This window comes from Lentzea indica, from assembly GCF_012184385.1.
Taxonomy (GTDB): Bacteria; Actinomycetota; Actinomycetes; order Mycobacteriales; family Pseudonocardiaceae; genus Lentzea; species Lentzea indica.
The window spans coordinates 14823-36004 of the sequence record NZ_VSRL01000049.1; the positions used below are offsets into that span (position 1 = coordinate 14823).

General features: G+C 68.9%; 23 protein-coding genes. 6 read left to right on the forward strand and 17 right to left on the reverse strand.

Annotated features, from left to right (window positions below; genetic code table 11):
- Nucleotides 1–3: 3 nt before the first annotated feature.
- The gene (locus tag FXN61_RS16220) at nucleotides 4–1296 is read left to right on the forward strand and encodes a serine/threonine-protein kinase (RefSeq protein WP_312877779.1); all 1293 of its coding nucleotides are present in this window, start codon (nucleotides 4–6) and stop codon (nucleotides 1294–1296) included.
- On the opposite strand, the gene FXN61_RS16225 is transcribed toward FXN61_RS16220, so the two are convergent.
- The 3 genes from FXN61_RS16225 to FXN61_RS16235 all read right to left on the reverse strand — a co-directional run bounded on the left by FXN61_RS16225 (nucleotide 1280) and on the right by FXN61_RS16235 (nucleotide 3757).
- A complete protein-coding gene (locus FXN61_RS16225; RefSeq protein WP_312877780.1) occupies nucleotides 1280–1768 on the reverse strand; it encodes a hypothetical protein in 489 nt (162 codons plus the stop codon). The genes FXN61_RS16220 and FXN61_RS16225 overlap by 17 nt on opposite strands.
- Nucleotides 1769–1940: 172 nt before the next feature.
- Nucleotides 1941–2591: a response regulator gene (locus FXN61_RS16230; RefSeq protein ID WP_167974768.1), complete on the reverse strand. Its 651-nt coding sequence runs from the start codon at nucleotides 2589–2591 to the stop codon at nucleotides 1941–1943.
- On the reverse strand, nucleotides 2588–3757 hold the full coding sequence (locus FXN61_RS16235; RefSeq protein WP_376770658.1) for a PspC domain-containing protein: 1170 nt from the start codon (nucleotides 3755–3757) through the stop codon (nucleotides 2588–2590). The genes FXN61_RS16230 and FXN61_RS16235 overlap by 4 nt, the downstream gene beginning before the upstream one ends.
- Before the next feature lie 132 nt (nucleotides 3758–3889).
- On the opposite strand from FXN61_RS16235, the gene FXN61_RS16240 reads away from it, so the two are divergent.
- Both FXN61_RS16240 and FXN61_RS16245 read left to right on the forward strand, forming a co-directional pair.
- Nucleotides 3890–5062 (forward strand): PspC domain-containing protein, encoded by a 1173-nt coding sequence (locus FXN61_RS16240; RefSeq protein ID WP_312877781.1) that lies wholly within the window; start codon nucleotides 3890–3892, stop codon nucleotides 5060–5062.
- Nucleotides 5055–5252, forward strand: coding sequence for a hypothetical protein (locus tag FXN61_RS16245; protein ID WP_312877782.1), 198 nt, complete (start codon nucleotides 5055–5057; stop codon nucleotides 5250–5252). Before FXN61_RS16240 ends, FXN61_RS16245 begins: the two co-directional genes overlap by 8 nt.
- Nucleotides 5253–5301: 49 nt before the next feature.
- Here the strand turns inward: FXN61_RS16245 and guaA are convergent, their stop codons facing one another.
- Nucleotides 5302–6861 carry a glutamine-hydrolyzing GMP synthase gene (guaA, locus tag FXN61_RS16250; RefSeq protein ID WP_167974772.1) on the reverse strand — a complete coding sequence of 520 codons (1560 nt, stop codon included), beginning with the start codon at nucleotides 6859–6861 and terminating at the stop codon, nucleotides 5302–5304.
- A 19-nt stretch (nucleotides 6862–6880) separates the two neighbouring features.
- Between guaA and FXN61_RS55380 the strand changes: the two genes are divergently transcribed.
- Together FXN61_RS55380 and FXN61_RS16260 are read left to right on the forward strand one after the other, a co-directional pair.
- On the forward strand, nucleotides 6881–7549 hold the full coding sequence (locus FXN61_RS55380; RefSeq protein ID WP_167974774.1) for an aminoglycoside phosphotransferase family protein: 669 nt from the start codon (nucleotides 6881–6883) through the stop codon (nucleotides 7547–7549).
- Between the two features lie 9 nt (nucleotides 7550–7558).
- Nucleotides 7559–9004 carry an aldehyde dehydrogenase family protein gene (locus tag FXN61_RS16260; protein ID WP_167974776.1) on the forward strand — a complete coding sequence of 482 codons (1446 nt, stop codon included), beginning with the start codon at nucleotides 7559–7561 and terminating at the stop codon, nucleotides 9002–9004.
- On the opposite strand, the gene FXN61_RS16265 is transcribed toward FXN61_RS16260, so the two are convergent.
- The 9 genes from FXN61_RS16265 to guaB all read right to left on the reverse strand — a co-directional run bounded on the left by FXN61_RS16265 (nucleotide 9001) and on the right by guaB (nucleotide 17203).
- Nucleotides 9001–10263 (reverse strand): FAD-dependent monooxygenase, encoded by a 1263-nt coding sequence (locus tag FXN61_RS16265; protein ID WP_167974778.1) that lies wholly within the window; start codon nucleotides 10261–10263, stop codon nucleotides 9001–9003. The genes FXN61_RS16260 and FXN61_RS16265 overlap by 4 nt on opposite strands.
- Nucleotides 10260–11219 (reverse strand): MBL fold metallo-hydrolase, encoded by a 960-nt coding sequence (locus FXN61_RS16270; protein WP_167974780.1) that lies wholly within the window; start codon nucleotides 11217–11219, stop codon nucleotides 10260–10262. The genes FXN61_RS16265 and FXN61_RS16270 overlap by 4 nt, the downstream gene beginning before the upstream one ends.
- A 12-nt stretch (nucleotides 11220–11231) precedes the next feature.
- The gene (locus tag FXN61_RS16275) at nucleotides 11232–12908 is read right to left on the reverse strand and encodes a GMC family oxidoreductase (RefSeq protein ID WP_167974782.1); all 1677 of its coding nucleotides are present in this window, start codon (nucleotides 12906–12908) and stop codon (nucleotides 11232–11234) included.
- 33 nt (nucleotides 12909–12941) lie between these two features.
- Nucleotides 12942–13481, reverse strand: a complete 540-nt coding sequence (locus tag FXN61_RS16280; RefSeq protein WP_167974784.1) for a type II toxin-antitoxin system RelE family toxin — start codon at nucleotides 13479–13481, stop codon at nucleotides 12942–12944.
- Nucleotides 13474–13794, reverse strand: a complete 321-nt coding sequence (locus FXN61_RS16285; protein ID WP_167974786.1) for a type II toxin-antitoxin system Phd/YefM family antitoxin — start codon at nucleotides 13792–13794, stop codon at nucleotides 13474–13476. Before FXN61_RS16285 ends, FXN61_RS16280 begins: the two co-directional genes overlap by 8 nt.
- A 63-nt stretch (nucleotides 13795–13857) precedes the next feature.
- Nucleotides 13858–14061, reverse strand: coding sequence for a hypothetical protein (locus FXN61_RS16290; protein WP_167974788.1), 204 nt, complete (start codon nucleotides 14059–14061; stop codon nucleotides 13858–13860).
- A gap of 39 nt (nucleotides 14062–14100) precedes the next feature.
- A complete protein-coding gene (locus FXN61_RS16295; protein ID WP_167974790.1) occupies nucleotides 14101–14448 on the reverse strand; it encodes a hypothetical protein in 348 nt (115 codons plus the stop codon).
- Nucleotides 14449–14509: 61 nt separating this feature from the next.
- The gene (locus FXN61_RS16300; RefSeq protein WP_167974792.1) at nucleotides 14510–15643 is read right to left on the reverse strand and encodes a GuaB3 family IMP dehydrogenase-related protein; all 1134 of its coding nucleotides are present in this window, start codon (nucleotides 15641–15643) and stop codon (nucleotides 14510–14512) included.
- Nucleotides 15644–15691: 48 nt separating this feature from the next.
- Complete coding sequence (gene guaB / locus FXN61_RS16305) at nucleotides 15692–17203, reverse strand: IMP dehydrogenase (RefSeq protein ID WP_167974794.1); 1512 nt, start codon at nucleotides 17201–17203, stop codon at nucleotides 15692–15694.
- Nucleotides 17204–17331: 128 nt separating this feature from the next.
- Here guaB and FXN61_RS16310 point away from each other — a divergent pair, with 128 nt between their 5' ends.
- On the forward strand, nucleotides 17332–17715 hold the full coding sequence (locus tag FXN61_RS16310) for a DUF5319 domain-containing protein (RefSeq protein ID WP_167974796.1): 384 nt from the start codon (nucleotides 17332–17334) through the stop codon (nucleotides 17713–17715).
- Between the two features lie 93 nt (nucleotides 17716–17808).
- Here the strand turns inward: FXN61_RS16310 and FXN61_RS16315 are convergent, their stop codons facing one another.
- From FXN61_RS16315 to FXN61_RS16330, 4 genes are all read right to left on the reverse strand, one after another.
- Nucleotides 17809–18693: an anti-sigma-D factor RsdA gene (locus FXN61_RS16315; protein WP_167974798.1), complete on the reverse strand. Its 885-nt coding sequence runs from the start codon at nucleotides 18691–18693 to the stop codon at nucleotides 17809–17811.
- Complete coding sequence (locus FXN61_RS16320) at nucleotides 18694–19266, reverse strand: sigma-70 family RNA polymerase sigma factor (RefSeq protein ID WP_086663889.1); 573 nt, start codon at nucleotides 19264–19266, stop codon at nucleotides 18694–18696.
- 306 nt (nucleotides 19267–19572) lie between these two features.
- Nucleotides 19573–20169 carry a response regulator transcription factor gene (locus FXN61_RS16325; RefSeq protein WP_030471988.1) on the reverse strand — a complete coding sequence of 199 codons (597 nt, stop codon included), beginning with the start codon at nucleotides 20167–20169 and terminating at the stop codon, nucleotides 19573–19575.
- Between the two features lie 81 nt (nucleotides 20170–20250).
- Entirely contained in the window at nucleotides 20251–21147 is an 897-nt protein-coding gene (locus FXN61_RS16330) for a hypothetical protein (RefSeq protein ID WP_188135126.1), read from the reverse strand.
- Between the last annotated feature and the right edge of the window lie 35 nt (nucleotides 21148–21182).

The window sequence follows — 21182 nt, forward strand, 5'->3', positions numbered from 1 at the left end:
GGTGTGACAACCACCATCGGGGGCCGCTACACGCTGCTCGAGCGCATCGGCAGCGGTGCGATGGGGGTGGTCTGGCGGGCTCGGGACGAGGTGCTGGCACGCGAGGTCGCGGTCAAGCAGCTCATCACCGGAGACCACCAGCGGGCGATGCGCGAGGCGCGCAACGCCGCCCGGCTGCACCACCCGCACGCGATCGCCGTGTTCGACGTCGTCGGCAGCGACGACGAAGAGCCGTGGATCGTCATGGAGTACCTGCCGTCGCACAGCCTCTCGGCGCTCATCGCCGAGCGGGGGCCGATGAAGCCGGCCCAGGCCGCGAGCATCGGAGCCAAAGTCGCGTCGGCGTTGGCCGCGGCGCACACGGCGGGCATCGTCCACCGCGACATCAAGCCCGGCAACATCCTGATCGGCCACGACGGCACGGTCAAGATCACCGACTTCGGCATCGCCAAGTCCACGGGTGACGGCACGCTGACCGAGACCGGCATGATCTCGGGCACCCCCGCCTACCTCGCACCCGAGGTGGCGCGCGGCGAGCAGCCCGACGAGGCCTCCGACGTGTTCTCCCTCGGCGCCACGATCTACACCGCCATCGAGGGCGAGTCGGTCTTCGGGCCCAGCGACAACAGCTTCGGCCTCATCTACCGGGCCGCCAGCGGGCAGCTCCGCGATCCCAAGAGCGCGGGAGAGCTGACCCCGTTGCTCATGCGCCTGCTCGCGCAGGACCCGAAGGAACGGCCGACGGCTCAGGAGGCCGCGGACCTGCTGGCCGCCGAGCCGCAGCCGTCCCAGCCGTTGCCCGTGCCAGTGCCCGAACCCCGGAAGCTCAAGGCGCCGAACCGCCGGATCCTGGTGATCCTGTCGGTCATCGCGCTGCTGGCCATCGGCGGTGGCGCGGCCGCCGCGTACTGGAACGGCACCGGCGGCGGTTCCCCGACCAACCAGGCGGAGTTCCCGCAGAAGCAAGAGGTCCGCTACTACTCGGCTGGCGAGGCGAGCGCGTTCGTCAGCGAGCACTACGGCCAGCTGCCCCACAACCCTGAAGAGGCCTGGCGGAACCTCTACGAACGCGCGAGCGAGCCGGTGGACAAGTACGTCGCCCGGTGGAAGGGCTACACCGAGGTCAAGTGCAACGACGCGCGCGTGCCCGTGCGGTCGCACGGTGCCAACTGGGTCGTCACCGTCGAGCTCGTGATGAGGACGGAAAAGGGCGAGCAGTTGCGTGGCATCTACGAGATCGAGGTCGGCAACGTGAACAACCAGATGAAGATCGTCAGCACTACCAGGATGAGCTGAGCAGCCAGAAGCTGCCGCCGCCCACGATCACGCCCATCGCCGTCCCCGCCAGCACCTGCGCCGTCGTGTGGTCACCGAGCTCGACCCGCGACCACGCCACGAGCGCCGCGGGCAGTGCGATGAGCAGCAGCCACGGCCCGTAGACGATCGCCAGCGTCACCACGGCTGCCCATGCGACCCCGGCGTGCAGCGAGATCTTCCACTTCAGCCCGAACGTGATCGCCATGCTGACGATCAGCGACGCGAACATGCTGCCCGCCAGCGCGAGCATGGTCCGCGGCGCGTCGCCCAGGACCATGATCACCGTGCCTGCGGCCAGAGACGCACCGGCCGTGACGAGCGGGACGAGCCTGCCCTCGCGGTTCGTGACGTGGTGGCCGTCCCACTTGCCCTTGCGCGCGCCACGGACAATGACGGCCATCGGGATGACGGACGCCGTCACGGCGACCACGAGCCCCCACAGCAACGTCATCCACAAGTTCTCTGCGCTGAATCCCTCCAAAATTGAGGTCTGGGAACAAGTCGACGAAAAGCATGTCGACTTGTTCCCAGACGCCGCCGCCACGGCGAACGGCAGCAAAATCACCCAGACCCACGGCGCCAGCACCTCGGTGGCGCCGCGGGCGACCCTTTTGATCAAATTCTCAGACCAGTCTGCGATCAGTGGCCCAGCGGGAGAGCTCGTACCGGTTGGAGAGCTGGGTCTTCCGCAGGACGCTCGACACGTGCGTCTCCACCGTCTTCACGCTGATGAACAGCTCGGACGCGATCTCCTTGTAAGCGTATCCACGCGCGAGCAGCCGCAGGACGTCGCGTTCGCGCGGCGTCAGCAGGTCGAGCTCGGGGTCGCTGATCGGCGCGGCACCCGGCCGGTCCGCGAACGCGTCCAGCACGAACCCCGCGAGACGCGGTGAGAACACCGCGTCACCCTCGCTGACCCGGACGACGGCCCTGACCAGCTCCTGACTGGAGATCGTCTTGGTGACGTAGCCACGCGCACCGGCGCGGATCACGTTGATGACGTCCTCCGCCGCGTCGGAGACCGACAGAGCCAGGAACGTGACCTCTGGGATCTTGGTGCGGATCTGCCGCAGCACCTCGGCGCCGCCACCGTCGGGCATGTGCACGTCCAACAGCACGACGTCCGGCTTGTGGTGCGCGATCCCCGCCACCGCCTCGCCGACGCTGCCCGCCTCGCCGATCACCTCCACCTCGTCGGTGATGGTGTCGAGCTCGGCGCGCACTCCCGCGCGGAACAACGCGTGGTCGTCCACCAGGAACACCCTGACGCTCATGTCCTGGCCTCCGTCTTCCTCGGCATCTCGAGCTGCACCTCGGTCCCCTCTCCCGGAGCCGTGCGCAATCGCACCTCCCCGCCGTGCCGGTCCATCCTCCCCCGGATGCTGCCCGCGAGGCCATGCCTGTCCTCCGGCACGGCGTCCGGGTCGAAGCCCTTGCCCCTGTCGCGCACGAACACCGTCGCCTTGTCCGGCTCGACCTCGGCGTAGACGCTGACCTCGGCGACGCCCGCGTGCTTGGCCGCGTTGACCACGGCCTCCTTGCTGGCTTGGACGAGCGCGAACATCCCGTCCTCCAGCTCGCAGTCACCGACCACGACCTGGGAGACGGCGATGGCGAAGTCGTCCTCGACCTCCGCGCACACCTGGGCGATGGCGACACTGATGGAGTGCGGCTGTTCCCCGACCTCCCTGCCGTAGAGCCAGCTGCGCAGCTCACGTTCCTGGCTGCGGGCGAGGCGCTTGACCTCACGGGACGACTCGGCCTGCTTCTGAATGAGCGCAAGCGTTTGCAGCACGGAGTCGTGCAGGTGGGCGGCGATCTCGGCGCGTTCCTCGGTGCGGATGCGCGCACGGCGTTCCGCGTCCAGGTCGCGCACCAGCCGCATCCACAGCGGCACGGTCAGCACCGCGACACCGACCAGCGTGGCGACCACGGAGAGCACGACGGTCGAGAGGTTCTGCACGGAGTCGTTCACCACGAGGAACGCGGCGACACCCGCCACGACCAGCGCGCCTCCCGCCACCGTCCGCACGATCCCCGTCTTCCCCTGCGCGAACGCCCCGTCCTTCCAGCGGCGCCGCTGTGCCTCGTCCGCCTCGCGCCACACGACCGCGGCGCCCACGAGTGCCACGACGATCGGACCGGTGACCCAGCCGCTCCACGTCCCGTTGAGCAGCCCGGTGAACACCGCGACGCCGATGCCGACTGCGGCCATGCCGACGGCCTGCTGCCACTCCTTGCGGTCCTTGTCGGTCTCCGGTTCCGTCACCGTCGACTGCGGGACGAACATCCACAGCAACGCGTAGGCGATGATCCCGACGCCGCTCAGTGCGGCGGACACGGCGAAGACCGCGCGCACCCAGAAGACCGGTGCGCCCAGGTGGTCAGCCAACCCGCTCGCGACGCCCGCGACCACCCGGCCGGTGCGTCGACGGCGCATCGGCTCAATCCGTGCACTCACCATCCGATCGTCACACGTCCCGGCGAGTTGTTCATCAGGGATGACCCCGGTTCCGTGAATCAGGGCTGGTCCCTGATGTGGCCGGCGGCCGCGGAGCGCAATCTTGTCATCGTGAGCGGGACTGAGAAGGCAATGCAGGGCGTGGCGGACACGCTCAGAGAGTTCTGGGCCCACCGGCCGGTGCGGCCCCGTGCAGGGCGCAAGCTCGGCGGCGTCGCCACCGGCATCGCCCTGCGCTACCAGATCGACCCGGTGATCGTGCGGATCGCGTTCGTCGCACTCGCCCTGTCCGGAGGCGTCGGCGTTCCGCTGTACCTCGCCGGCTGGTTGCTGCTGCCGGAGGAAGGCGACGAGGTCTCGCCGCTGGAGTCGCTGATCAGCAAGGGCCACAGCTCCATGTCGCAGGCGCGGACGGTGCTGCTGGGATTCCTGATGTTCCCGGCGCTCGCGTTCACGTTCGGGAGCGGCGGGTTCCAGATCCTCGTGACGCTGGCCGCGGCGGTCGCGTGCATCTACCTGCTGCAGAAGAACCGTGGGCATCTGCAGCCGGCGACGCTCGCCGAGCCGTCGCCAGTGACACCGGTGCCGGGGGCGCCGGCCTGGGACCCGCTCGGGGCCGCCCCGTTCGCCTGGGACCTGCCGGAACCGACGCCAAGGCCGCAACCTCCGGCACCCAGGCAGCGCAAACCCCGAGTGGGCCTGGTGACGCTGGGCGTGGCGACGATGGTGATCGCCGGATCCGCGATCGCCGGGATCTGGGCGCCGTGGTTCACGCCGGTGCACACCATCGGTCTGGTGATCGCGGTGCTGGCGGCCGGTCTGCTGGTCGGGTCGTTCGTCGGCGGTGGCCGTGGCCTGATCTGGCTGCTGCTGCCGTTGTCCCTGGTGGGCTTCGGCATGACCGCGATCGACTTCGAGGGCGACACGACCAAGCTGGGCGGTTTCGACGCGACCCCGAAGGCCGTGGCGGACGTCCAGGACCGGTACGAGGCGGGCGTGGGCAGCATGCGGCTCGATCTTCGTCAGCTGCCGGACTCCGGTTCGGTGAAGACCGCGATCGAGGTCGACCTCGGCGAGGCGATCGTGCACGTGCCGAAGAACGCGGACGTGACGTTCAAGTGCGAAGCGACGTCCATCGGCGAGCTGAACTGCCTCGACAAACGGGCGGAGGGCAGCGAGGTGCAGGTCAGCGGTACCGACCTCGGGGCGAACGGTGAGGGCGGGTTGAAGATCGAGCTCGACGTGCGGGCCGGCGTCGGAGAGGTGAGGGTGCTCCGTGACTGAGCAGCCGGTGATGCGCAGGCGCATCGACGTGGTGGGACTGATCTTCGGGATCGGCGGTGGGCTGATGGCCGCCTACATCCTCAGCAACGGCTCGTTCTGGTTCGACTTCCGGTGGGCGCTGGGAGGGACGGCGATCCTGGTGGGTGTGGTCCTGCTGACCAACTCACTACGCCGAAAGCAGCGCTCCTGATGGAGAAACGGCCCCGGCGCATCGCGCCGGGGCCGTTCTCGTTCAGGTCCTACTCCCACTCGATGGTGCCCGGCGGCTTGGACGTCACGTCCAGCACCACGCGGTTGACCTCGGCCACCTCGTTGGTGATCCGGGTCGAGATCCGCTCCAGCACCTCGTACGGCAGGCGGGTCCAGTCCGCGGTCATCGCGTCCTCTGACGACACCGGGCGCAGCACGATCGGGTGCCCGTACGTGCGGCCGTCACCCTGCACGCCGACGCTGCGGACGTCCGCGAGCAGCACGACGGGGCACTGCCAGATCGTGCGGTCCAGACCGGCCGCGGTCAGCTCCTCGCGCGCGATGGCGTCGGCCTGGCGCAGCGTGTCGAGCCGGTCCTGGGTGACCTCGCCGATGATCCGGATGCCGAGGCCGGGGCCGGGGAACGGCTGGCGCTGCACGATCGTCTCCGGCAGGCCCAACTCGGTGCCGACGCGGCGCACCTCGTCCTTGAACAGCGCGCGCAGCGGCTCGACCAGCTCGAACTGCAGGTCGTCCGGCAGGCCGCCGACGTTGTGGTGCGACTTGATGTTCGCGGTGCCCGTGCCGCCACCGGACTCGACGACGTCCGGGTAGAGCGTGCCCTGCACCAGGAACCGGTAGTCGCCCTCGGCCTTGAGGTCGCGCTCGGCCTGCTCGAACACGCGGATGAACTCACGGCCGATGATCTTGCGCTTCTCCTCCGGGTCCGTGACGCCGGCGAGAGCGTTGAGGAACCGCTCGCGGGCGTCGACGGTCACCAGGTTGATGCCCGTGGCGGCCACGTAGTCGCGCTCGACCTGGGCGCGCTCGCCGGAGCGCAGCAAGCCGTGGTCGACGAAGACGCACGTGAGGCGGTCACCGATCGCGCGCTGCACGAGAGCCGCGGCCACGGCGGAGTCGACGCCGCCGGACAGCCCGCAGATCGCCTTGCCGTCACCGATCTGCTCACGGATGCGGGTGACCTGCTCGTCCACGATGGACGACGTCGTCCACTGCGGACGGATGCCCGCGATCTCGTGCAGGAACCGGCGCAGCACCTCCTGGCCGTGCGGCGAGTGGTGCACCTCCGGGTGGTACTGCACACCGGCGAAGCGGCGTTCAGTGTCCTCGAACGCGGCGACCGGCGCGCCCTCGCTGGTCGCGGTGACCGTGAAGCCCTCCGGCGCCTTGGTGACGGCGTCGCCGTGGCTCATCCACACCGGGTGGCTGCCGGGCAGCTCCTCGTGCAGCGAGCCGCCCGAACCCGTGACGCCGAGGTCGGTGCGGCCGTACTCGCGGGTGCCGGTCTGTTCAACTGCGCCACCGAGTGCGCGCGCCATGGCCTGGAAGCCGTAGCAGATGCCGAAGACCGGGACGCCGGTCTCGAACAGCTTCGGGTCGACCTGCGGCGCGCCCTCTTCGTAGACGCTCGACGGGCCACCGGACAGAACGATGGCCAGCGGGTTCTTGTCGAGGATCTCGCTCACCGTCGCGGTGTGCGGGACCACCTCGGAGTAGACCTGGGCCTCGCGCACGCGACGGGCGATCAGCTGCGCGTACTGGGCGCCGAAGTCGACGACGAGAACAGGGCGGTTGCTGGTGTCGGACACGCCGCCAAGGATGTCATGCGTGGACGAGGAGCTGCTGACCGGTGGCGGACTGAACCAGGTGTTCAGGGTGGGTGACGCGGTGCGCCGCCCGGCAGGGCCGTGGGCGCCTCGGGTGCACGATTTGTTGCGGCACTTGGCACCACTGGGGATCGCACCGCTGCCGCTCGGGCTCGACGAGTCGCACGAGCTGCTCAGCTACCTGCCCGGTGACGTTGGCCACGTGTTTCCCTCCGACGACGAGTCGCTGGTCGAATCGGCGCTGATGCTGCGACGCCTGCACGACGAGACGGTTCGTCTCGTTGGAGAGCTCGACGGGTGGCAGTTCCCCGCCAGGGAGCCCGTCGAGGTGGTGCTGCACGGCGACTTCGCGCCGTACAACACGGTGTACCGCGACGGCGTGCCGGTGGGTGTCTTCGACTTCGACACCGCCCATCCCGGCCCGAGGTGGTGGGACGTCAGCTGGGCGATCATCCAGTTCGTGTTCGGGCTGCCTGACGAGCGCAAACGTCGTGCTCAGCTGTTCTGCGAGGCCTACGGATGCGCGTACGACACCGACCACGTCCTCACGCGGCTGCACGACATGCTGCGGGTGATCAGGGAGCATCCGGCTTTCACGAAACAGCGCGCGGAACGCCACGACCTGCACTACTTGGAACTCGTCGAGTACATGCACGCCAACAGGGCCTAACGTGATCCCATGGACGCGTTCACGCCGCAACCCAGGCCGTGCTGGGTCGCCGGCCGCCCCGAGCAGGGCGAGCAGGCGTTAGAGGTCTTCCACCCGTTCGACGGCACCGAGGTCGCCTCTGTCGCCGTACCGGGCAGAGACCAGGTGGAACGCGCGGTGGCGGCGGCTCACGCGGTGGCGCGGGAGTTCCGGCGAACACCTGCGCACGTGCGCGCGGCGGCGTTGCTCAAGGTGTCGCAGACGCTGGCCGAACGCGCCGAGGAGATCGCCGAGACGATCACCGCCGAGAACGGCAAGCCGCTCAAGTGGGCCGAGATCGAGGTTTCGCGGGCGGTCAACACGTTCCGGTTCGCCGCGGAGGAGGCACGCCGGTTCACCGGTGGGCTGCAACGGCTCGACACCGATGCCAACGGCGTCGGGCGGATGGCGATCGTCCGGCACGTTCCGCGCGGGCCGGTGCTGGCCGTGGCGCCGTTCAACTTCCCGCTGAACCTGGTGGCGCACAAGGTCGCGCCGGCGCTCGCGGTGGGTGCGCCCGTGATCGTCAAGCCCGCTTCGGCCACGCCTCTTTCAGCTCTGCTGCTCGGCGAGATCCTGGCGGAGACCGATCTGCCGGAGGGCGCGTTCTCGATCCTTCCCGTGCGCGGCAAGGACATGGACGCACTGGTGAAGGACGAGCGGCTGCCGGTCATCTCGTTCACCGGGTCCACGAAGGTCGGCTGGTCGCTGATGGAAGCCGCGCCGCGCAAGCACGTCGTGATGGAGCTGGGCAGCAACGCGGCCGCGCTCATCTGTTCTGACTGGACTGACCTGGACCACGCCGCGCAGCGCATCGCGACGTTCGGCAACTACCAGGGCGGGCAGTCGTGCATCGCGGTGCAACGGGTGATCGTGGACCGCTCGGTCGCCGACGCGTTCCTGCCGAAGCTGGTCGACGCCGTCAGCGCGTTGAAGACCGGCGACCCGCACGACCCCGAGGTCGAGGTCGGCCCGTTGATCGACGAGGACAACGCACGGCGCGTCGAGGAGTGGGTCAACATGGCCACCGACGTCGGCGCGCGGGTGCTGCTCGGCGGCAAGCGGACCGGGACGACGGTCGAGCCGACCGTGCTGACCGACGTGCCGAAGGACGCCAAGGTGTGGACCGAGGAGATCTTCGGGCCGGTGCTCGTGGTCTCGTTGGCGGACGGCGTGCAGGACGCGTTCGCGCAGGCCAACGACACCAAGTACGGGCTGCAGGCCGGGGTGTTCACCCGTGACGTGCAGGTGGCGTTCGAGGCGGCCGCCGAGCTCGAGGTCGGTGGCGTGATCATCGGTGACGTGCCGTCGTATCGCGCCGATCAGATGCCCTACGGCGGTGTGAAGGGTTCGGGCACCGGGCGTGAGGGCGTCCGGTCGGCGATGGAGGACTTCACCGAGGAACGCGTGACGGTGCTGACCGGCATTCAGATCTAGGGCCCGTGGCCCAGCGCCCGGCGCACCACTCGATCGTCACCGCTGCTGCCGGCGACGTGCCCGTCCGGCCGGATCACGCGCCCGTCCGAGACCGTGAATCCCGGTCCGGCGGTGCGCGATCCGGACATCAGCTCGCCGCCGTCCGTGGTCAGCGGCGAATCGGTGTAGGCGAACGGCGTGAAGAGCTTGCCAGAGTCGATGCCCTCGCCGGATTCGAGCGCGCGCTGTCTGCGTGCTCGTTCTTCGGGAGTGCCAGGCACCAGAAAGCGCATGGTGTCGCCGGTGATGCGGAGGTTCTCGTCGGCGGCGGCACCGCGTTCGACGTCATAGGAGTCGAGGAGGTGCGGGCCTGCCTCGCCGCGGCGGTCGGCGGCGATCTTCCACGCCGCGTTGTCGGCGTCGCAGATCCCCGAGTTCAGGCCGCGGGCGCCGAACGGGCTCATCACGTGCGCCGCGTCGCCCGCGAGCAGGATCCGGCCTCTGCGCAGGGTTTTCGCGCGGCGCTGGTGGAACCGGTACGTGGACTGCCAGACCACCTCGTACGGCTTGTCGCCGACGATCGCGCGGATGTGGTCGTCGGTGAGCTGGACGTCCTCGGCGACCTGCCAGTCGATCCGCCACACGCTCTCCGGTTGCGGGTGCAGGAGGACCTGGCGGCCGGGGTTCCACGGCGGGTCGAAGTAGAAGCGGCGTTCGGGCGTCTCGAAGTCCAGGTCGACGCGGACGTCGGCGATGATGAACCTGTCGTCGAACGAGTAGCCCTCGAACGGGATGTTCAACAGTCGCCTGGCCGTCGAGTGCGCGCCATCCGCGGCGATGCAGTGGGTTCCGCGAATCCCGTCCTGCGTGGACACTCCTTCGTCGTCCTGGGTCAGGCCTTCGAGCGCGTGGCCGTAGCGGAGCTCGATCAGCGGCTCGGCGCGGACACGTTCCTCCAGGAGCTGTTCCACGACGGTCTGCGGGGTGTTCACGAACGGCGGGAAACCCTTGCCCTCCGGGAACGTCAGGGTCAGCACCTCGCGGTCGCGGTAGTACGTGCGGCCGGTGTACCAGGTGACGCCGGCGTCGGCGACGGCCTGCCCGACGCCGATCCGTTCGAGGATCTCCAGCACGTCGCGCTGCACGCAGATCGAGCGACTGCCCGCCTTCGCGCGCTGTTCAGCCGCTTCCAGGACGATGCTCGGCACGCCGGCGCGGGCCAGGAAGAGCGCTGAGGCCAGCCCGACCGGCCCGGCACCGACGACGAGCACCGGGTTCATTGCAGGGCGTCCCAGACGGCGCGGTCGCGTTCGGCGGTCCAGATCTCCGGCCAGTCCTTGCCGTCGCACTCGTCCCAGTAGCGCTTCACGTCGAACGGCAGGCAGTGCTCGAAGATCGGCCAGCGCCCGTACCTGCCTTCGAGCGTCTTGTGAGCCAGTTCGAAGGCCTGCTTGAGCGTGCCGCCCTCGGCATGGACTCCGCCGACCGTGCGGCGCAGCTCGTTGAGGAAGTGCCTGCTCTGGTTGATGGCCGCCTCGACCTCGATGCGGTCGCGGGCTACCTTGCCCCGCCCTCCGACGAGGACCTCGGCGCCGAGGTCCTCGATCTCGTCCAAAGTGGACGTCGCCCACTCGTCGTGGAACGCGTCGCCGGTGTAGAGCGCGGCCTGCGACTCGACCAGGTCGCCTGCGAACAGGATGCGCTGCTGCGGCAGCCACGCCACGATGTCACCGGCCGTGTGCCCGCGCCCGAGGTGCTGCAGCACGAGGTCACCGCGCTCGTCGCCGAGCGGGATCGTCATGCGGTCCGAGAACGTGAGCGTCGGCCAGGTCAGGCCGGGGATCTCCTCCGGCTTCTCGAAGAGCCGCGGCATGCGGCCGTACTCGCTCTCCCAGTCCTGTTGGCCGCGTTCGGCGATCAGCACGCGCGTCATCTCGTGCGCGACGATCTCCTGGGCGTCGAACGCGCTCGCCCCGAGCGTGCGCACGGCGTGGTAGTGACTTAGGACGAGGTACCGGATCGGCTTCTTCGTGTGCTCGCGGAGCTGCGTGAGCCACCGGCGCGCGGCCGCGGGTGTGGCGCGCGCTTCGAAGCAGATCAGGAAGTCCTCGGCCTCGATGGCCCCGACGTTGGGGTCGCCTTCGGCGGTCAGGGTGTAGACGCCCTCGGCGAGCTCGACGAACACCTCGTCCTTCGGGGCGAGGTCAGCGCTGGAGGCGAAAGGCTTTTTGGCCATGCCTCCACCGTGTCAGGACGCCTTCACGATCGGCAACCGCAATGCGGCTGGAGCTTGATCGGGAACGGCCGGGTTCTTCGGCTTCGTCGGGTTGACCCTCTTGTAGGGCTGGTCCTGCGCGGGCCGCTGGTCCTGCTCACCCTTGTTCGGCCACAGCGAGAACGCCCGCTCGGCCTGCGCGGTGATCGTGAGCGACGGGTTCACACCGAGGTTCGCACTGATCGCCGCACCGTCCACAACGGACAGTCCGGGGTAGTTGAAAACGCGGTGGTACGGGTCGATCACGCCGTCCTTTTCGTTCGCCGCGATCGCGCAGCCGCCGATGAAGTGCGCGGTCAGCGGGATGTTGAACAACTCGCCCCACGTACCGCCGGCAATGCCGTCGATGTGCTTGGCCGCCAACAGGTTCGCCTCGTGACCGGCGGGGATGAACGCCGGGTTCGGCTCGCCGTGGCCCTGCTTGCTGGTGAGCTTGCCGCGCTTGAGGAACGTGGTGATGGAGTTGTCCAGGCTCTGCATCACCAGCAGGATCACGGTCCGCTCGCTCCACCGGTGCACGCTGAGCAGCCGCAGCAGCCTGAGCGGGTGCCTGATCGCCTGCTTGATGAACTGCAGCCATCGCGGGGTGCTGATCGCGCCGTCCGTGGAAAGTGTCTGGAGCATGCCCATGGCGTTGCTGCCCTTGCCGTACCGGACGGGCTCGATGTGCGTGATCTCGTCGGGGTGGATGGAGCTCGTGATCGCGACGCCCTGCGTGAAGTCGTTGTCCGGGTCGACCGTGTAGCGCGCGGCCCCGATGATCGACTCGGAGTTGGTGCGGGTGAGCTCACCGAGCTTCCCGGAGATCTTCGCCAGCGTGGTCGCCTTGGCCTTGTGGAGAAGCTGCTGGGTGCCCCACGTGCCGGCGGCGAGCACGACCTGGTCGGCGGTGAAGGTCTTCCTGGCCCGGCCGCCGGTCATCTTGGTCTCGACGGTCCACTTGCCGTCTTCTTGCTGGAGCTGGGTGACCGTGGTCAGCGGGAAGACCTGCGCCCCGAGCTTCTCCGCCAGGTAGAGGTAGTTCTTGACCAGGGTGTTCTTGGCACCGACCCGGCACCCGGACATGCAGCCGCCGCACTCGGTGCAGCCCGTCCGCGTCGGTCCGGCGCCACCGAAGTAGGGATCGTCGGCCGGCTTGCCCGGCTCGCCGAAGAACACGCCGACGGGCGTCGGGTGGTAGCTGTCCTCGACCCCCATGTCCTTCGCGACCTTCTGCATGACGACGTCGCTCGGGGTCGTCGTGGGGTTCGTGACGACGCCCAGCATCCGGCTCGCCTGGTCGTAGAACGGCTCCAGCTCGTCCTGCCAGTCGGTGATGTGCGCCCACTGCCTGTCCTCGTAGAACGGCTTGAGCGGCCGGTACAGCGTGTTGGCGTAGACAAGGCTGCCGCCGCCAACGCCCGCACCGGCGAGCACCATGACGTTGCGGAGAAGATGGATGCGCTGGATGCCGAAGCACTTGAGCTGCGGCGCCCACAGGTACTTGCGAAGGTCCCAGCTGGTCTTGGCGAACTCGTCGTCGGCGAACCTGCGCCCCGCCTCCAGGACGGCGACACGGTAGCCCTTCTCGGTCAGCCGGAGGGCGGCCACGCTGCCACCGAACCCGGAGCCGACGATGACGACATCGAAGTTACCGGCGAGTTCACCCATGGACCGGAGAGTAGGCGTTACTTCCGGTAACGCCTAGTCCCCGATCGGTTCAGAGGGAGGCGGAGAACTGATGTACGCCGTCCACAGGTCGACTGCTTGCTCGAGACTCAACGCCGCCACGTGCTCGCGGGGCACCCCCGCCGTGTGCACAAGTCGCTGCGCGAGCCAATCCGGAACCGGCTCTCGAACAGGCGCTTCGTCGATGATCACGGCGCCGCCCAGACGACCAAGCCTGCCGATCACATCGGACAACCTGGCCAGCGTGGAATCCTCGTCCGCAACGGCCGCGACCCTCGCCGACGCCTCGGCGTAGACCTCGGCGTCCGAGCGCAGGCCCACGCACCAGACTTCACAGACCTCGACGGCACCGTCAGCGGTGACCCTGTAGACGATCCGCCAGTGATTGCGCCCCACCACCAGCTTCCGGAAGCCGGTCAACTCGCCGCCGAGCGGATGCCCCGCCTCCGGGTTGTCGAACAGGATCTGGATCTTCTTGAGGACCTTGGGCACGACATCAGGCCCGAGGCGACGCAGGTCATCGATGGCCGCGTCGGTGAACAGAACTTCAGCCATCGAGCGAGTCGTCGTCCTCCACCGCTGCCAGCGACTCACGGGTGTGCCCGAACGCCGCTAGCACGTCGTCGAAGGACGTGCGCCGACCCGAGTCCGCAGCCGACCGCGCGAGCACGAGTGCCAGGTCCCGCAGATCGGCCGTCGCTTCGTCGATCTCAGCCAGGCGGCCCATCGGAACAACGGCGGCGACCGGGCGACTGTGCCGGGTGACGACCACCGGACCGCCCTGCTCAGCATCGGCGACCAGACCCGCGACACCACGTTTCGTGGCCTCTGTGACGGTCAGCTCGCGAGCTTCGTGGAGTGCGGCCATGCGCCAACTATACAGAAATCTAGACAGAACGGCGAAGGTGCGCTTTCAGGCGAAGCCGTCGGCTCAGAGGACCAGCCCCTCGATGACCCAGACCATGAAGGCCACGACCAGAGCGGTGATCACCAGGCCGCCACAGATGAACAGAGCCAGCGCCTTCCAGCCGATGCCGGCCTCCTGCGCAGGCTCTTCCGCCACTTCCACGATCTCCGGTTCGTCGACCGTGTCCACACTGCTGTCGCCGCCACCGAACAAGGCATCCAATTCCACGCTCAAGAGGACGCGCGAGACCCTGCATCGGTTGCAAGATCAGCTCTGTGCCCAGGCCGCGACCGGCAGGCTGAGGTAAACACCGACGTCACCGAGGCCGGTGGCCTTCTCGATGGACGAGCACAGGCCGTTGGCGCGCTCCTGGCGGTTCGCGGCGCGGCTGGAGAACCACTTCGAGCGGACCTCGATCACCAGGTCCATGCCGTTGGTGTCGAAGGGGCCGCGCGGACGGAAGCGCAGCTCCACGTCGCCAGGCTGGAGGTTGCCGTCGTAGGGCTCCTCCGGGCAATCCACGGCCACCGACACGGCGTGCGGGAGCATCGCGGCGAGGTCCTTCAGCACTGCGTGGGGGACGTGGGGTGCGTAAGTGATCTCGACAAGCGGCACGTCACCCAGCAAAGCAGAAGGGCGCGCACCGGCAGGAGCGCGCCCTTCTGGGTGATCAGGTTCAGCCGCGGATCGTCAGGCCGACCTTCTGGAACTCCTTGAGGTCGGAGTAACCGGTCTTGGCCATCGCCCTCTTCAAAGCACCGAACAGGTTCGTCACGCCGCGCGGGTCGGACGACGGGCCGAACAGCAGCTTGCGCAGGTCGAGCTCCTGGTCCACGGCCTCGGCGACCAGGCTGCGCGGCACCGACGGGTGCGCGGACGCTGCCGTCCAGTACAGGCCTTGACCGGGCGCCTCGGTCGCGGCGGCGAGGGGCTCGCCGAGCATCACGGCGTCGGCACCGCAGGCGATGGACTTCGCCACGTCGCCGGAGGTCGTGACGCCGCCGTCGGCGATGACGTGCACATAGCGGCCGCCAGTCTCGTCGAGGTAGTCGCGGCGCGCGGCCGCGGCGTCGGCGATCGCGGTGGCCATCGGCACGCCGATGCCCAGCACCGAGTCGGTGGTGGTGACGCCGGGCGTGTAGCCGTAGCCGACGATCACGCCCGCCGCGCCGGTGCGCATCAGGTGCATGGCGGTGCGGTAGTCGCCGACACCGCCGGCGATCACCGGAACGTCGAGGTCCGCGATGAACGACTTCAGGTTCAGCGGCTCGCCGTCACGCGACACGTGCTCGGCCGAGATGATCGTGCCCTGCACGACGAGGATCTCCACGCCCGCGGCCAGCAGGTCCGGCGTGAGCTCCGCGGCGCGCTGCGGGCTGACGCGGGCAGCCACGGTGACGCCCGACTCGCGGATCTGCTTGATCGCCTCGGCGATCAGGTCCATCCGCAGCGGTGCGGCGTGCAGCTCCTGCAGCACCTTCACGGCCGCGCCGGGGTCGTCGTTGTCCTCGGTCGCCTGGACCAGGCGGAACAGTGCCTCGTCCACGTCGCCGTGCCGCGCCCAGAGACCCTCGGCGTTGAGCACCCCGAGACCGCCCAGCTCGCCGACCGCGACCGCCGTGCCCGGCGACACGATCGCGTCGGTCGGGTGGGTGATCAGCGGGATGTCGAAGCGGTAGGCATCGATCTGCCACGTCGTGGAGACGTCCTTCGACGACCTCGTGCGACGGGACGGGATGATCTCGATGTCGTCCAGCTCGTAGGCCCGCCTCGCGGTCCGGCCCATGCCGATCTCGACCAGATCGCGCACCTGTTGTTCCTCTCCGAAAACGATTGAGCGGCTGAGCCCTGGAAGGACTCAGCGGGTTGTGTAGTTCGGGGCTTCGACGGTCATCGTGATGTCGTGCGGGTGGCTTTCCTTCAGACCCGCCGCGGTGATCCGCACGAGCTGCTGGTTCTGCAGCTCGGCGATCGTGTGGGAGCCCGTGTAGCCCATCGCCGCACGCAGACCACCGTTGAGCTGGTGCACGACCTGCGACAGCGGGCCGCGGAACGGCGTGCGGCCCTCGATGCCCTCGGGGACGAGCTTGTCCTCGTTGAGCACGTCGTCCTGGAAGTAGCGGTCCTTCGAAAACGACTTGTTCTCGCCGCGGGACTGCATCGCGGCGAGCGAGCCCATGCCGCGGTAGGTCTTGAACTGCTTGCCGTTGACCAGGATCAGGTCGCCGGGCGCCTCCTGGGTGCCCGCGAGCAGCGAGCCGAGCATCACGGCGGACGCGCCGGCCGCGATGGCCTTGGCGATGTCGCCGGAGTACTGGATGCCGCCGTCACCGATCACCGGCACGCCGGCCGGGCGGCAGGCGAGCGAGGCCTCGTAGATCGCGGAGATCTGCGGCACACCGACACCGGCGACGACGCGCGTGGTGCAGATCGAGCCGGGGCCGACGCCGACCTTCACGCCGTCCGCGCCCGCGTCCACGAGCGCCTGGGCACCGGCACGCGTCGCGATGTTGCCGCCGACGACGTCGACCGAGTCGCCGAGCTCCTTCTTGATGCGCGACACCATCTCGAGCACGCCGCGCGAGTGACCGTGCGCCGTGTCGACCATCAGCACGTCCACGCCCGCGTCGGCGAGCGTCATCGCGCGCACGAACGAGTCTTCGCCCACACCCACAGCGGCGGCGCACAGCAGGCGGCCGTCCGGGTCCTTGGTGGCGTTGGGGTACTGCTCGGTCTTCACGAAGTCCTTGACCGTGATCAGGCCCTGCAGCTTGCCGTCACCGTCGACGATCGGCAGCTTCTCGACCTTGTGCCGGCGCAGCAGCCCCAGCGCGGCGTCGGCCGACACGCCGACCTGCGCGGTGACGAGCGGGCCGTTGGTCATGACCTCGCTCACACGCTTGCTGTGATCGAGCTCGAACCGCATGTCGCGGTTCGTGATGATGCCCACCAGCTTGTTGTTGGCGTCGGTCACCGGCACACCGGAGATGCGGTAGCGGGCGCACAGCGCGTCGACCTCGGCCAGCGTGGCGTCCGGCGAGCAGGTGACCGGGTCGGTGACCATGCCGGCCTCCGACCGCTTCACCGTCTCGGCCTGACGCGCCTGGTCCTCGATGGAGAGGTTGCGGTGCAGCACGCCGATGCCGCCCTGACGCGCCATGGAGATCGCCATCCGACCCTCGGTGACCGTGTCCATAGCGGCGCTGGCCAGCGGAATCTTGAGGGTGATGTTGCGCGAGATCCTGGTGCTCGTGTCGACGCCACTGGGGACGACGTCGGACTCGGCAGGCAGCAGGAGCACGTCGTCGAAGGTCAGTCCCAGCATGGCGAACTTGCTCGGGACTCCGTCAGCGTTGAGCTCGCTGGTCATAGCGGGTGACATGCCTTCCGTCGTGCGGTCTGCCCCCAGGGCCCGCGGGTCGGGTTTGCGCAGGCGGAGGCGGTGCTGCCCATGGTATCTGGACGGCTCGGGGGGTACGGCGGGTACCGTGCGGGGTCGTGCCGCACGACGCGTTGCCACCAGACCCCTTCGCGGGCGACCCAGAGGACCCCGCGCGAGTCCTCGGCGAGTCCGACCACGACCATCCCCCGATGGATGACGACGAGCGAGCAGAGCTGGTCAGCGACCTGAGCGACCTCGCCGTGTACCAGGCGTTGCTCGAACACCGCGGTGTTCGCGGCATCGTCGTCGACTGCGGCGAGTGCCAGGAGCCGCACTACCACGACTGGGCGCTGTTGCGAGCCTCACTCGAACAGCTGCTCGCCGACGGCCGGATGCGGCCGCACGAGCCCGCCTTCGACCCGGATCCCGGCGCCTACGTCAGCTGGGAGTACTGCCGGGGGTACGCCGACGGCGTGACCGCCACCGAATCGGCCCGCTGATCCGCCGCCCGTCACATTCCACCCGACGTGTGAACGCCTGAGCATGTGAACGGCCCCTGACCTCGAAAGATCAGGGGCCGTTCACATTGCGTCTCAGTTGGATCCGGTCTGCCCGACGGTCTCCCCGGTACCGGTGGACCCCGGTGACTGCGATCCGGGCTCAGGAGCGGGCGGAGGCGGAGGCGGCGGGTTCTCGCCGTTCGACGTCGGCGGCGCAGGGGTCTCTGACGACGTCGACGGGGACGGCTGTGTGGTGGAGGGCACGCTCGACGGCGTCGAGGACGGCGTCGACGGCTGCGTCGAGGACGGCGTCGTCTTGGGCGGCTTCGTCGTCGGGGACGGCGAGGTGACCGAGGTGTTGGTGTCGAGCTCCTTTTCGAGCTCCTTGTGCTTCTCCTCGAGCTGCGCCTTGCCATCCGCGGTGGAGACGGACTCCAGGCTGGCCTCGACCTTGTCGAGCTTCTCGCGGGCCTCGCTCACCTTGCCCTCGCGCAGGGCGAGGCGCGCCGACTCGAGGTCGGTGTTGATGATGGCCGCTGCTTCGATCGACTTGGCGTGCTCGGAGTAGAGCACTCGCGTCAGGCCCCAGAGAGCATCGCCGGGCTGGGCGTCGCGGGCCACGAGGCTCACGCCGGTGAAGGCGATGGCCATGACCGCGGCGGCACTCGCCAGCGGGATCAGGAAGCGGTGCCTGCTCACCGGCTGCGGGCGGGCAGCCTGGATCGTGGCGACGGCGGTCTCGGTGTCGACGAGCTCGCCGAACGGCGGCGTCTCCACCTCGTTGCGCCACGCGAGCAGCAGTGCGTTCAGCTCGTCGTCGACCAGGGAGCCGGCCGCACCCGGAGTCGCGGACCCCAGCGCATCCAGCAGCCTGTCGTCGGCCTGTACAGCCGAAAGATCATCTGCGACGGGTTCGTGCGGGGTTCTACCGTCCTGTCCGCGCACTTCCTCGTCGTCCTTCCCGTGCTCGTCGGCCACTCAGACCACCTCCTCCGCTGCCAGCGACTTGCGGAGCCGAGCCAGCGCACGGTGTTGCGCCACCCGGACCGCACCCGGCGTCGAACCGACCGCCTCGGCAGTTTCCTCGGCGGAAAGCCCGACCACCACCCTCAACAGCAGGATCTCCCGCTGCTTCTCCGGCAGGACGCGCAGTAGTACAGCCATCCGATCGGAGAGTTCGCCCTGCATCGCCCGCTGCTCCGGACCAGCTTCGGTCTCCGGTGCGTCGGGGACTTCAGGAACGGGCTCGGACCGGTTCCTGGCGGCAGACCGATGCGAGTCGGCAACCTTGTGCGCCGCGATTCCGTACACGAACGCGAGGAAGGGCCGACCCTGATCGCGGTAGCTGGGCAATGCCGTGAGCACCGCGAGACACACCTCCTGGGCCACATCGTCCGCCGAAGCGAAGCTTCGCTCCTGCCTGCCAACTCTGGCGCGGCAGTACCGCACCACAAGAGGACGAATGGAGGCCAACAGGCGTTCGATCGCCTGGCGGTCGCCGTCGACGGCCGCGCCCACTTCGGCGTCCAGTCCGTCCCCCAAGTTGGTCATCGCAGACAACAGCCCTGGTGTTACTTGTTGGCGTACCGACATGAACAGCACGAGTCACTCACAGCGACTCGTTGCAGCAAGCTCACCGTACCGGTCTTCGCGCCCTCTGTTCATCAGTGGGGTATGGACACCCCAGGTGACCAGCCGACACGCCCGTACGGCGTCAGCCAGGCGACATTGTCACCAGGCTGGGCTAAATGCGCGACCCGGAGGATCACCCCGCACGCGGGTGAGCCGTCTCACGCCACCGGCCCCGCTTCCCCACATGCGGCATGTGGGGACGCGGGGCCGGTGCGGCTGAAGCGACTACTGAACCAGGCCTCGCCGGAAGCCGTGCGCGACCGCCTGAGCCCGGTCACGAACACCGAGCTTGCGGAACAGGCGACGAGCGTGCGTCTTCACCGTGTCCTCCGACAGGTAGAGCTCGCGGCCGATCTGACCGTTGCTCTTGCCCTGGCTCATGCCGCGCAGCACCTGGAGCTCGCGCTCCGTGAGCTGCACGCCAGGGTCGGAGGGCTGGCGCGGCGCCGGCACGGAGGTGCTGGCGAGCGTGTGCGCGAGGGCTGCCACAAGCTCGGGACGCGATGCGTCCCACCTCAGGTAGCCGCGAGCACCACCTGCGATGGCGGCGGCGATGCTGCCTGCGTCGTCGGGTGCTCCGAAGACGATGACGTTTGCCTGCGGGTTCGCGGAGACGAGCCGACGGGTAGCTTCAACCCCGGTCGGGACGGCGCGCTGGGTTCCCACCAGGACGACGTCGACCGGCTGCCTTGAAAAGCGAGCCAACAACTCGTCACCGTGCGCTACGCAGTCGATGCGGCTAACCCCGGGGACAGCCGACATCACGCGGGTGAGACCCTCCCGCACACTGCGCCGGTCGTCGCAAATAAGGACCGTGGTCACGGGGACTCCTTTCCTGCAGCCGAGTGACGTTCCATCTCCCCTATCGGACGCTGGCGGCCCAACCTTGACACGATCCGGTGCTTAATCCGTCAAGAAGTTCGCCTGAGGGTCTGCGTTCGGGGGTTCCCCGGAACGGAGCAGCCCACTCGGCACCCACGGGGAATCAAGGGCGACCTGACGGCTGACGGGATCAGCTCTCCGTAACACGCAGCTCAGAGCATCCGTCGCCCGGTCGATGGCGACTGCGCCCACCGTGGGGGCATGGCCCACCAGGACAAGAGCGCTCGGCCAGATCAACGGATGAAGCCCCTTCGTGACACTGTGATTTAGCTCACACTCGACCAGTTCAACTCCTCTTGACAGGCCGTCGGGTGTCCCCCACACGACCAACGAGGTGCCCAGAACCAGCGCCGACTTGAGCTCGTGCCGCAGCGCCTTTCTGCTCGTCGCTACGCCGTACGCCTCCTCTGCGGGCGCCACCGCGGCGTGGGCCTGACCGGACGCCAGCTCAACTTCAGCGGATACCCACCCACGCCGAACAGAACCGCGCCACGAGCCACCCGTCTCAATACGCGCGAGCAGCCGGCGGGCCTCACCCAGCCGTCCGGCCCCGAGCGCGTCGGCGGCGAGACCCAGCAGCGCGTCCGTTCGGGCACCGAGGGCGTCGATCCCGTCCGGATCCCCGCCATCCGCGGTCCGAACGCGTGCGAGCGCCAAGCCGTCCAGTTCGCGGGCGAGGTGATGCCCACCCAGCTGGCGGTGGTGCGAGGCGCGGGTCGAGAGCGCCAGCGACGCGATCACCGGGTCGGGGTCGTGACGGAGCGCGTCCAGCACTGTCGCCGCGGCGGCGTAATGCCCCTGCCCGCCGAGCACCACGGCGGCGAGCCACCGGACGCGAGAGCTGGAAGCCGACAGCGCTCCCCAGACCTCGCGGTCGGGTGCGTCTCCGAACGCGGCGCGCCTCAGCTCCTCTTCCACGAGGAACGAGTCTGCCGTCAGGTGACCGCCGCCTC